The sequence below is a fragment of the Pseudomonas sp. GL_117 genome (assembly GCF_057835125.1).
Window position 1 is genome coordinate 4,143,559 of sequence record NZ_CM174418.1, and the last position, 12,253, is coordinate 4,155,811.

Below are 12,253 nucleotides of genomic sequence, written 5' to 3' on the forward strand. Positions count from 1 at the left end.
TCACAAGGCCGCCAGCCCGCGAGCCAGGTCAGCCTGCAAGTCAGCCACATCCTCCAGGCCCACCGCGATGCGGATCAGGCTGTCACGGATACCGGCCGCCTCGCGTTCTTGCGGCGCCAGGCGCCCGTGGGAGGTGGTGCTCGGGTGCGTGATGGTGGTCTTGCTGTCACCCAGGTTGGCGGTGATGGAGATCAGGCGCGTGGCATCGATAAAGCGCCAGGCGCCGTCCTTGCCACCCTTCACTTCGAAACTCACCACCGCCCCGAAACCACGCTGCTGGCGCTGGGCCAATTCGTGTTGCGGATGGCTCTTGAGACCGGCGTAATGCACCTTCTCAATACCGTCCTGCTGCTCCAGCCACTCGGCCAGGGCCTGGGCGTTGGCGCAATGGGCCTTCATGCGCAGGCTCAGGGTTTCCAGGCCTTTGAGGAAGATCCAGGCATTGAACGGGCTCAGGGTCGGCCCGGCGGTACGCAGGAAGCCGACGATTTCCTTCATTTGCTCACCACGACCGGCAACCACCCCCCCCATGCAACGGCCTTGGCCGTCGATGAACTTGGTGGCCGAGTGCACGACAATGTCCGCGCCCAGCTTCAGCGGCTGTTGCAATGCAGGCGTGCAGAAGCAGTTGTCGACCACCAGCATCGCGCCCTTGGCGTGAGCCACTTCGGACAGCGCGGCAATGTCCACCAACTCGGCCAGCGGGTTGGAGGGCGACTCGACAAACAGCAATTTGGTGTTGGCCTTGATCGCCGCATCCCAGCCGGACAGATCCGCCAACGGCACGTAGTCCACTTCGATACCGAAGCGCTTGAAGTACTTTTCGAACAGGCTGATGGTCGAACCGAACACACTGCGTGACACCAGCACATGGTCGCCGGCGCTGCACAGGCTCATCACCACCGCCAGGATCGCCGCCATGCCAGTCGCCGTCGCCACCGCCTGCTCAGCACCTTCCAGGGCCGCAATACGCTCTTCGAATGCCCGCACGGTCGGGTTGGTGTAACGCGAATAGACGTTGCCCGGCACTTCACCGGCAAAACGCGCAGCTGCATCGCCAGCGGTGCGGAACACATAGCTGGACGTGAAGAACATCGGGTCGCCGTGCTCGCCTTCCGGCGTGCGGTGCTGACCGGCGCGCACAGCCAGGGTATCGAAAGCTACGCCATCGAGGTCGCTGTCCAACCGACCGGCATCCCATTCCTGACTCATGCTGCGACTCCTTACTCAATTCTTTATTTAAGATACAAAACCGGCCCCTCAGGGCCGGTGTCTACTCAGTTGTTGTACAGATCGATGATCGCGCTGACCGCCTGGGTCTTGATCTTCGACGAGTCGTTACGCGCCTGCTCGATCTTGTTCAGGTAGGCCTCATCGACGTCACCGGTTACGTACTTGCCGTCGAACACGGCGCAGTCGAACTGCTCGATCTTGATCTTGCCACCACCGACCGCTTCGATCAGGTCTGGCAGATCCTGATAGATCAGCCAATCGGCGCCGATCAGGTCGGCTACGTCCTGGGTCGTGCGGTTATGGGCGATCAGCTCGTGGGCGCTCGGCATGTCGATGCCGTAAACGTTCGGATAACGCACGGCTGGGGCTGCCGAACAGAAGTACACGTTCTTCGCACCGGCTTCGCGAGCCATCTGGATGATCTGCTTGCAGGTGGTGCCGCGCACGATGGAGTCGTCCACCAGCATCACGTTCTTGCCGCGGAACTCCAGCTCAATGGCATTGAGCTTCTGGCGCACCGACTTCTTGCGTGCTGCCTGGCCCGGCATGATGAAGGTACGACCGATGTAGCGGTTCTTCACGAAGCCTTCGCGGAACTTGACGCCCAGGTGGTTCGCCAGCTCCAGCGCAGCGGTACGGCTGGTGTCCGGAATAGGGATCACCACGTCGATATCGTGCTCAGGCCGCTCGCGCAGGATCTTCTCGGCCAGCTTCTCGCCCATGCGCAGGCGCGCCTTATAGACCGAAACGCCGTCGATGATTGAATCCGGACGCGCCAGGTAGACGTGTTCGAAGATGCAAGGGGTCAGTTTCGGTGCCACGGCGCACTGACGGGTGTGCAGCTTGCCGTCTTCGGTGATGTACACCGCTTCGCCCGGCGCAAGGTCGCGGATCAGGGTGAAGCCCAGCACGTCCAGGGAGACGCTTTCGGAAGCGATCATGTACTCGACGCCTTCGTCGGTGTGACGCTGGCCGAACACGATCGGACGGATGCCGTGCGGATCACGGAAACCGACGATGCCGTAACCGGTCACCATCGCCACGACGGCGTAGCCACCCACGCAACGGTTGTGCACGTCGGTGACGGCGGCGAACACGTCTTCTTCGGTCGGCTGCAGCTTGCCGCGCTGGGCCAGCTCGTGAGCGAACACGTTGAGCAGCACTTCCGAGTCGGAGCTGGTGTTGACGTGGCGCAGGTCAGATTCGTAAATCTCCTTGGCCAGCTGTTCAACGTTGGTCAGGTTACCGTTATGCGCCAGGGTGATGCCGTAAGGCGAGTTGACGTAAAACGGTTGAGCTTCGGCCGAAGTCGAGCTACCGGCAGTCGGGTAACGCACATGACCAATACCCATGTGCCCGACCAGGCGCTGCATGTGACGCTGATGGAACACGTCACGAACCAGGCCATTGTCCTTGCGCAGGAATAACCGGCCGTCGTGGCTGGTCACAATACCGGCAGCGTCCTGGCCGCGGTGCTGGAGGACGGTTAGCGCGTCATACAGCGCCTGATTGACGTTCGACTTACCGACGATACCGACGATGCCACACATGCGACGCAACCCCTACTTAATGAATCTTGACTGAACACAGCTTACTGAGGCGTTTTGGCCGGCAAGAGGTGTTCCTTGAACGGAAGATCAGCGGGTACGCTGATTCCGCTGGCCAGCCACTGACTGCTCCACCCCAGAATGAGGTTCTTGGACCAATCCGCAACCAATAGAAATTTTGGCACGAGTACCGACTCCTGCCACCACGAATCCTGCTGTACCGGCCCCAGGCTCAACAGCCCGACTGCCACAACCACCAGCAACGCGCCACGCGCGGCGCCGAAGGCCATGCCGAGGAATCGATCGGTCCCGGAGAGGCCGGTGACACGTATCAACTCGCCAATAAGATAATTGACCATTGCCCCCACCAGCAGCGTGGCGATGAACATGATGGCGCAGCCCGCAATGACGCGAGCCGAAGGTGTCTCGATGTATCCGGCCAGGTAGACCGACAGTGAACCACCGAACATCCAGGCTACGACTCCTGCGATAATCCAGGTCAGCAACGACAGTGCTTCTTTTACGAAGCCGCGGCTTAGACTGATCAAAGCGGAGATGGCGACGATTGCAACGATCGCCCAATCAACCCAGGTAAATGGCACAGTGCAGCCTACAGACGGATAAGGCGGCGCATTTTAGCAGAGCGCTGGGCTATCGGTAAGCTGTGATTGTAGGCGCCTTGCAAATCAGTAGTTTGTGGCCAAGGAATCCAATTTCAATCCCACTATAAAACGAATGTGGGAGCGGGCTTGCTCGCGAATGCGGTGGGTCAGCTGAGGTATCTGTAGCTGATACACCGCATTCGCGAGCAAGCCCGCTCCCACACAAGCCCGCCCCCACATTTGAACCGCATTGCCAACCGGAGGCGGCAGCTATTCAACCGCGCTCAGGCTGGAACCGCACCACAAAACCATTGAGGTTCTGCTGGCGCCCCAACAAATCGCGCAGGCGATCCGCTTCGGCACGCTCGATCAACGGCCCGATAAACACCCGGTTCTTGCCATCGGCACTGCGGATGTAGGCGTTATAGCCTTGGGCGCGCAGTTTTTTCTGCAAGGCTTCGGCGCTTTCGCGATTGGCCAGGCTGGCGAGCTGGATCGACCAACTGATCGGCAGACCATTCGGATCAATACGGCTCTGGCCCACATCCGGCTTGCCCGGCGCGGCCGGCTGCGGCGCTACAGGCTTGGGCGCAGGTGCCGGCGCAGCAGGCTTGGCCGCCACGACGGGCGCCGGCGCTGGCTTGACCACCGGCACACTTGGCTGCACCGGCGTCGACGGTGCGGCTTGCGCGGCCACTTCCTCATCGGTCGGCACCGGCTCTTCCTCAGGCAAGGCCTGCGGCTCAGGCACCACCACCGGCTCCACCTGCACTTGAGGCACCACCGGCGCCTGGGGCGCAGCCGGCGCCTCAACCACAACCTGGCGCTGTTCGTCCTGACGGGAAAACAGCATCGGCAGGAAAATCACCGCCAATGCCACCAGAACCAGGGCTCCAACCATTCGCTGCTTGTATGCGCTATCCAGTAATGCCATGTGCAGCTTCCTCCGTGGAGCGCCGGGCCAACCACTCAAGCGCCTCGGCAACACAATAAAATGATCCGAACAACAGAATTTCGTCGTCAGGCGTGGCAACCGCGCACTGCGCTTCAAGGGCAGCCGCGACGCTTGCATACGACGCCACCGGCGCGCCAAGGTTCTGCAAGGCCTGCTCCAGCTCAACAGCCGGACGACTACGCGGCGAATCCAACGGTGCGACCGCCCAGGCCTGGACATCGCCCAACAATGGCGCAACCACGCCATCCAGATCCTTATCGGCCAGCAGCCCGAATACCGCAAGACGACGACCGACCGGCGGCGTGCGCGACAGGCGGCGCGCCAGGTATTCAGCGGCGTGAGGGTTATGCCCCACGTCGAGCAACAGGTTCAGGCGCTTGCCTTCCCATTCGAATACACGCCGATCCAGGCGCCCTACCACGCGGGTCGCCAGCAACGTCGCAGCGATCTGCTCGGCATCCCATGGCAGATCCAGCAACAGGTAGGCTTGCAGCGCGAGCGCGGCGTTTTCCATCGGCAGATTCAACAGCGGCAAGTCGCGCAGCTCTACAACCTGGCCACGCGCATCCCGCCCGCGCCATTGCCAGTGCTGCTCGCCGATCTCGAGATTGAATTCACGCCCACGCAGGAAGAACGGGCAATCCAGCTCGCGCACCTTGTCCAGCAAGGTATGCGGCGGGTCCAGGTCACCGCACAGGGCTGGCTTGCCCTGGCGAAAGATCCCAGCCTTTTCATAGGCCACCGACTCACGGGTATCCCCCAGGTAATCGGCATGATCCACGCCAATACTGGTCACCAGCGCGAGATCGGCATCCACCACGTTGACCGTATCCAGACGCCCGCCCAGGCCGACTTCCAGTACCACCACATCCAGCTGCGCACGCTCGAACAGCCAGAACGCCGCCAGGGTGCCCATTTCGAAGTAGGTCAGGGATGTCTCGCCACGCCCGGCATCAAGTGCGGCGAAGGCTTCGCAGAGTTGCTCATCAGTGGCTTGGACGCCATTGAGTTGCACCCGCTCGTTATAACGCAGCAGGTGCGGAGAATTGTAGACGCCCACTTTCAGCCCTTGGGCCTGCAGCAGCGCCGCGACAAAGGCACAGGTGGAGCCTTTGCCGTTGGTGCCGGTCACCGTGATCACACGCGGTGCCGGCCGTCCCAACCCGAGGCGGGCCGCTACCTGTTGCGAGCGCTCCAGGCCCATGTCGATGGCGGACGGATGCAACTGCTCAAGGTAGGCGAGCCATTCGCCCAGGGTACGTTGGGTCATAGGTTTGCAGGCACCGGCGGTACGACGATTGGCTCGACCTTTGGCGCGACGTATACAGGCGTCGGCAGGCCCATCATTTGCGCAAGCAGGCTACCCAGGCGCGGACGCAGCTCGCCACGCGGGATGATCAGGTCGATCGCACCGTGCTCCAACAGGAACTCGCTGCGCTGGAAGCCTTCCGGCAGTTTTTCACGCACGGTCTGCTCGATCACACGCGGGCCGGCAAAGCCGATCAGGGCCTTTGGCTCGCCGACGATCACGTCACCCAGCATCGCCAGGCTGGCGGAAACGCCGCCGTAGACAGGGTCGGTCAGTACAGAGATGAACGGGATGCCTTCTTCACGCAGACGCGCCAGTACCGCGGAGGTCTTGGCCATTTGCATCAGGGAGATCAGGGCTTCCTGCATGCGCGCACCACCGGAGGCAGCGAAGCAGATCATCGGGCAACGGTTTTCCAGGGCGTAGTTGGCGGCGCGAACAAAGCGCTCACCGACGATGGCGCCCATGGAGCCGCCCATGAAGGAAAACTCGAACGCCGAAACCACCACCGGCATGCCCAGCAGCTTGCCGCTGACGGAGATCAGCGCATCTTTCTCACCGGTCTGCTTCTGCGCGCCGGTCAGGCGATCCTTGTACTTCTTGCCGTCGCGGAACTTGAGACGGTCAACCGGCTCGAGGTCAGCACCCAGCTCGGCACGGCCGTCGGCATCCAGGAAGATGTCGATGCGGGCGCGGGCACCGATGCGCATGTGGTGATTGCACTTGGGGCAAACGTCCAGGGTCTTTTCCAGCTCCGGGCGGTACAGCACCGCGTCGCAGGATGGGCACTTGTGCCACAGACCTTCAGGAACCGAGCTTTTCTTCACCTCGGAACGCATGATCGAAGGGATCAGTTTGTCTACTAACCAGTTGCTCATGCTTTCTTTCTCCAGTACCGGTGGCTTGAACACAGCCCCGCGTATGCCCTTGAGCTAAATTCATATGTGGCGATGACACATGCTGGACGGGGTCAGACGTTCGACCAGCCATTTCCCGCATGCATCCTCAGCCTTCCAGACAACCTGCCAGCGCAAGGTTGCCACTTCATTTCCGGGCCACCTACAGGCGGCGCCGGGCTGTTTTACACAGTGGTAGTTATGGACGGCGGCAGACTGCCAGCCGTCACATCCCGCGCACAGCCTGCATGAATGCGCGGATCTTGCCGTGATCCTTGATGCCCTTGCCCTGCTCCACTCCACCGCTGACATCCACGGCGTACGGGCGCACCTGTTCGATAGCGGCCGCGACGTTCGCGGGATTGAGCCCGCCCGCCAGGATGATCGGCTTGCTCAAGCCTTCGGGAATCAGTGACCAATCAAACGCTTCACCCGTACCGCCCGGCACGCCTTCGACATAGGTGTCCAGCAGAATCCCGCGAGCGCCCGTGTAGATGGCGCAGGCCGCGGCGACATCGTCCCCGGCCTTGACCCGCAGCGCCTTGATATATGGACGCTGGTAGCTCTCACACTCGTCGGGGCTTTCGTCGCCATGGAATTGCAGCATGTCCAACGCAACGGCATCCAGGGTCTCATTGAGTTCGCAGCGGCTGGCGTTGACGAACAAGCCCACCGTGGTCACGAACGGCGGTAACGCGGCGATGATCGCCCGCGCCTGCAATACATTAACCGCCCGCGGGCTCTTGGCATAAAACACGAAACCGATGGCGTCCGCGCCCGCTTCGACTGCCGCCAGCGCGTCTTCTATGCGGGTAATCCCGCAAATCTTGCTGCGAACGGCTGGCATGTCGTGGAAACCTCAGGGGTTGGGCCGAGAAAGTCCCGGATGGTAACAAATGCTTTTCCGGGCGTCAGCCGCCAAGTTCGCTGAAACCTGTGAGGAAGTGTGGCCCGATAAAACGTTCCGGCAATTCGAACTCGTCGCGGTACTCCACATCCACCAGGTACAACCCGAACGGATGCGCCGTCACCCCGCCGGTACGGCGGATGCGGCTTTCCAGCACTTCCCTGGCCCATTCCACCGGGCGCTCGCCCGTGCCGATGGTCATCAGCACGCCAGCAATGTTGCGCACCATATGGTGCAGGAACGCACCGGCACGAATATCCAGCACGATCATCTTGCCGTGGCGCGTGACCCGCAGATGGTGGACTTCCTTGATCGGCGACTTGGCCTGGCACTGGCCCGCCCGGAACGCGCTGAAATCATGTACACCGACCAGGTGCTGCGCGGCCTCGGCCATGCGCTCGGCGTCCAGCGGGCGGTGGTTCCAGGTGATTTCTTCGTTGAGATGAGCCGGGCGGATCTGGTCGTTGTAGATCACATAACGATAGCGCCGGGCAATGGCCTTGAAACGCGCATGAAAGTGCGCAGGCATCACCTTGGCCCAGCTGACACTGACGTCATGGGGCAAATTGATATTGGCGCCCATCACCCACGCCTTCATCGTGCGCTCGGCCTGGGTGTCGAAGTGCACCACCTGGCCGCAGGCGTGCACGCCAGCGTCGGTACGCCCGGCGCACATCAGCGATACCGGCGAGTCAGCGACTTTAGACAGAGCCTTTTCCAGGGTCTCCTGCACCGTCGGCACACCCGACGCCTGGCGCTGCCAGCCGCGATAGCGCGAGCCTTTGTATTCCACGCCCAGGGCGATGCGGTAAAAGCCTGCGGCCGCCATTTCGGCGGCCGCGTTATCTATATTTGCCAAGAACTGAGAGCCTGATGAGTTACGCAAAGGCGGCCATTATAAAGATGACCGCCCAAATGTGGGAGCGGGCTTGCTCGCGAAGGCAGTCACTCAGTCACGACATCATTGACTGACACTACGCCTTCGCGGGCAAGCCCGCCCCCACAGTGGATTTTCGTTACCCTTCAAATGCGGCCGAGCATTTCCTTGGCCTCGCCGCGCTGAGACTCGTCACCTTCGGTCAGCACTTCGGACAGGATGTCCCGCGCGCCATCAGCATCACCCATGTCGATGTACGCCTGAGCCAAGTCCAGCTTGGTCGCTACTTCATCGGTTCCGGACAGGAAGTCGAACTCCGGCTCATCACCACCCAGCGCCGCATCTTCAGCGGTAAAGGATGGCTCGATAGGCGGATGCTCCAGGCTCTGGGACAGACGATCCAGCTCAGCGTTGACGTCATCCAGCTCGGACGCAAAGGCATCAGGCTTGGCAGCCGCTTCAGGCTCGTCGGCCAGGGACAGGTCGAAGTCTTCCGGCAGGTCAAAATCGTCCAGCGCAGCGGGCGTCAGGGTCGGCGGCTCGACGGCAGGCACATCCTGCATCTGCTCTTCAAGGCCTGACAGGAAGTCGTCATCGGCCTGCGCCGAAGCCGGCTCATCGAGTTGCAGGTCCAAATCAAAGTCGGACAGGTCGTCCGGGCTGGCCTTGGCTTCGGTCTGCTGTTGCAGCACCGACTCAAAACTCAACTCATCGTCCAGGCTGGCAGGCGAAGCGGCTTCCAATTCATCCAGGCTCAGGTCGAAATCAGTCTCGAAGGCCTCAGGTGCCGGTGCCGGTGCCACCGGCTTGTCTTCCAGCAGGTCCTTGACGTATTGAGCGTCCAGGGCGGCGGCGGCCACTGCGGCGCTGACACCCGCCGCGAGCACGGCCATGGCCGGGAAGCGTGACTTGAGCTGCTCGACCTGGGCATGGTTCTCACCGTTGGCTACCAGCTGGCGCTCCTGGGTGACAAAGCCGTCCTTGTCGTTTTGCAGGCCGTAGACCTCCATCAGCTTCAAGCGCAAATCGCTGCGCTTGGGTTCGTGCTTGATCGCTTGCTCCAATACGTCGGCGGCCTGGTTCAGATGGCCGCGGTCGACAAGGGATTGGGCCTGGGCCAGCGCATCGTTGGCGTTGACCGGGGCAACGGCCACTGCCAGCGGCGAGAGCACCGAGGCGACGGTTGGCACGACTGTCTGCTCGACCACAGGGGCAGGCGCAGGCGCCGGAGCGGCTGACAGCTTGACGTTCGGCGGCGGGACTTCCAGACCCTCGAAGCTGTCCGGTGGCAGATCCTGGTCAATATCGGAGGTGAACACCGGTTCTTCGGCCAGGGCACGGGCCATGCGCAGGTGCTTTTCCTCTTCGCGACGGGCATTGCGATGGCGCGCCCACAGCAGCAGGAGCAACAACACCACCAGGCCCGCCGCGCCACCGATCACACCCAGCACCACCGGATTGGTCAGCAGGTCGTTGAATTTGTCGTCCGCGCTGGCAGGTGCCGCTTCAGGCTTGATCGGCTCAGGCGCAGGCGCCGCCGGGACAGGCGCAGGAACGGGCGCCGCTACCGGAGCGGCAGGCGTCGTCGCGGCCGGCTCGCCAGCCAATTGTGCAGAGATGGGTGCCGTTGCAGCTGCCGCAGCGGGATCACCTTTTTCAGCCTGCAAACGCGCCAACTGGTCGTTTTTCAGTTGAATCAGCTTTTGCAACTTGTCCAACTGGCTTTGCAGGTCCGCCGCACGGCTTTTCAGCTCGGCGTTGTCGCGACGGGTGGTGTCCAGCTCTTCCTGGGTCATCGCCAGCTTGTCGCTCAGGGCGCGGCCGTCAGCGGCCTTGCCTTTCGCGCCCTTTTTGGCGGACTCGGCCGAGACCAGGCTCAGGTTGTCCTTGGTCGTGGTGCTCGACGGCGCATTGCCCGCCTGGGTGCGCTTGGTGGCATCCAGTTGCTGCTTGCCCGCGACTTGATTGGTCGCCGAGCGACGGCCCTGGCGCCAGGCGGCGTTTTGCGCGGTGACTTCGGCAATCGCCTGTGGCTGTGGCAGCGCGGTGCTTTGTACGGTATCCGGCAGGCGCAGGACCTGGCCGGTCTTCAAGCGGTTGATGTTGCCATCGATAAAGGCGCCAGGGTTGAGTGCCTGGATCGCCAGCATGGTCTGTTGGACCGAGCCGCCGTTGCGGTTCTTCGCGGCAATTTCCCACAAGGTGTCGTGAGAAGTCGTGGTGTGCTGGTTCGGCTTGCTTACGACAGGGGCGGCAGGTGCAGCGGGCGCGGCACTCGCCGGCGCCGACAAGCGCGGCGCTGGGGCGGCAGCTGCCGGTTGTTCAAATTTGGCGGGATCAAGCAGCACGCTGTAGTCGCGCATCAGACGACCATTGGGCCACTGCACCTGCAACAGGAAACGTACGTAGGATTCCGGAAGCGGCTTGCTGGAGGTGACGCGCACCACGCTGCGGCCACTGGGATTGATCACGGGGGTAAAGGTCAGGTCATTGAGGAACGCCTGGCGATCCACGCCCGCATCCACAAACGCCTGGGAGGAAGCCAGGCTCGGCGTGATCTCGGATGCCGTGAGGCCGCCGACATCAAGCAATTCGATTTCCACCGACAAGGGCTGGTTCAACTTCGACTTGAGGGTCATCTCCCCAAGTTGCAGCGCCTGCGCCATACCGGAGGACAGCGCCGAGGCGGCCGCTATTGCTAACACCAGTTTGCGAACTTGAACCATAGCCTCATCCTTTGTTTGAACACTCCCCGGCCTGCGAGAAGGTTGGTAACCGCTGCCATTAGGCATGGCGAGCCGATAGGTCACCGACGCGCAACTTTTCCAGCTTGGGGCCAAGCATAGCGCCTGGTTAGAATCAATCTACAAATTGCCGCCAAGTATCTTTTACGCAAGGTCTTTTATCAACAACTGTGCCAGCTGTACGGCGTTCAGTGCCGCGCCTTTGCGTACGTTATCTGACGTCAGCCACAGATTTAGTTCCGACGGATCATCCACACCTGCGCGAACCCGTCCGACATACACCACGTCTTGTCCGACTGCGTCGCCAACCGCGGTTGGGTAATCACCCTCCTCCACCAGCTCTACACCCGGCGCTGCGTCGAGTGCGCGGTTGACGGCGGCGAGGTCGACCGCTGCACCCAGCTGCAATGACACTGTCAGGCTATCGCCAAAAAACACCGGGGCTTGAACGCAAGTTGCGGAAATCTTTAGTAAAGGAGTTTCCAGCACCGCGCGCAGTTCGTGTACGAGACGTTTCTCAAGGGCTGTATGACCTTGGGCATCTGGCGTACCGACTTGTGCCAACAGGTTGAAGGCCATTTGCCGATCAAAGAACTTCGGCTCCAGCGGGCGCACGTTCAGCAGTTCAGCGGTTTGCCGCGCCAGCTCGCTGACGGCTTCGCGCCCCTGGGCAGACACGGCCAGGCTGGCGGTGACACTCACGCGCTGGATGTCCAGCAAGCCACGCAATGGCGCCAGGACCACCGCCAGGTTGGTTGCGGACGGGCTCGGGCTGGCAAGCTGGAAAGGTTTTTTCAGGCCCTTGAGGACCTGCGCATTCGCCTCCGGCACCACCGGCGGCGCCTGTTCGGCAGGCAAGGCACCCGACAGGTCGATCACCGCACACCCGGCTGCCGTGGCGCGCGGGGCGAAACTCAGGGTGACGGCCGGCCCGGCTGCAAAGAACGCCAGCTGCGCCTTGCTGAAGTCAAATTCGTCGACTTCCTTGACCCGCACGTTCTTGCCGCGAAACGGCACCGATGCCCCCGCCGAGTTGCTGCCAGCCAGCAGATACAGGGTACCCACCGGGAAATCCAGTTCTTCGAGGATCTGCACCAGGGTCTCACCCACGGTGCCGGTGGCGCCGATCACGGCGATTTCAAAGGTCTGGGTCATGGGGGCTGCCTCGGGCATTGCGGGGGGG

General features: G+C 62.1%; 10 protein-coding genes. All 10 read right to left on the bottom strand.

Annotated elements, in window-relative coordinates; translation table 11 throughout:
• The 10 genes from AC3ISR_RS18765 to AC3ISR_RS18810 all read right to left on the bottom strand — a co-directional run bounded on the left by AC3ISR_RS18765 (position 1) and on the right by AC3ISR_RS18810 (position 12,225).
• A complete protein-coding gene (locus AC3ISR_RS18765) occupies positions 1-1,212 on the bottom strand; it encodes an O-succinylhomoserine sulfhydrylase (protein WP_017737849.1) in 1,212 nt (403 codons plus the stop codon).
• A 65-nt stretch (positions 1,213-1,277) separates the two neighbouring features.
• Positions 1,278-2,783 (bottom strand): amidophosphoribosyltransferase, encoded by a 1,506-nt coding sequence (gene purF / locus AC3ISR_RS18770; protein WP_017737850.1) that lies wholly within the window; start codon positions 2,781-2,783, stop codon positions 1,278-1,280.
• A gap of 41 nt (positions 2,784-2,824) precedes the next feature.
• Positions 2,825-3,382 (bottom strand): CvpA family protein, encoded by a 558-nt coding sequence (locus AC3ISR_RS18775; protein ID WP_003192538.1) that lies wholly within the window; start codon positions 3,380-3,382, stop codon positions 2,825-2,827.
• A gap of 274 nt (positions 3,383-3,656) precedes the next feature.
• Positions 3,657-4,316, bottom strand: coding sequence for an SPOR domain-containing protein (locus AC3ISR_RS18780; protein ID WP_226455115.1), 660 nt, complete (start codon positions 4,314-4,316; stop codon positions 3,657-3,659).
• Positions 4,300-5,607 carry a bifunctional tetrahydrofolate synthase/dihydrofolate synthase gene (folC, locus tag AC3ISR_RS18785; protein WP_463983396.1) on the bottom strand — a complete coding sequence of 436 codons (1,308 nt, stop codon included), beginning with the start codon at positions 5,605-5,607 and terminating at the stop codon, positions 4,300-4,302. The genes AC3ISR_RS18780 and folC overlap by 17 nt, the downstream gene beginning before the upstream one ends.
• Positions 5,604-6,524, bottom strand: a complete 921-nt coding sequence (accD, locus tag AC3ISR_RS18790; protein WP_192296835.1) for an acetyl-CoA carboxylase, carboxyltransferase subunit beta — start codon at positions 6,522-6,524, stop codon at positions 5,604-5,606. The genes folC and accD overlap by 4 nt, the downstream gene beginning before the upstream one ends.
• A 244-nt stretch (positions 6,525-6,768) precedes the next feature.
• The gene (locus AC3ISR_RS18795) at positions 6,769-7,389 is read right to left on the bottom strand and encodes a phosphoribosylanthranilate isomerase (RefSeq protein WP_305391231.1); all 621 of its coding nucleotides are present in this window, start codon (positions 7,387-7,389) and stop codon (positions 6,769-6,771) included.
• 64 nt (positions 7,390-7,453) lie between these two features.
• The gene (gene truA, locus AC3ISR_RS18800; protein ID WP_192297231.1) at positions 7,454-8,278 is read right to left on the bottom strand and encodes a tRNA pseudouridine(38-40) synthase TruA; all 825 of its coding nucleotides are present in this window, start codon (positions 8,276-8,278) and stop codon (positions 7,454-7,456) included.
• A 194-nt stretch (positions 8,279-8,472) separates the two neighbouring features.
• Positions 8,473-11,052 carry a FimV family protein gene (locus AC3ISR_RS18805; RefSeq protein ID WP_192296837.1) on the bottom strand — a complete coding sequence of 860 codons (2,580 nt, stop codon included), beginning with the start codon at positions 11,050-11,052 and terminating at the stop codon, positions 8,473-8,475.
• A 162-nt stretch (positions 11,053-11,214) separates the two neighbouring features.
• Positions 11,215-12,225, bottom strand: a complete 1,011-nt coding sequence (locus AC3ISR_RS18810) for an aspartate-semialdehyde dehydrogenase (protein WP_192296838.1) — start codon at positions 12,223-12,225, stop codon at positions 11,215-11,217.
• Between the last annotated feature and the right edge of the window lie 28 nt (positions 12,226-12,253).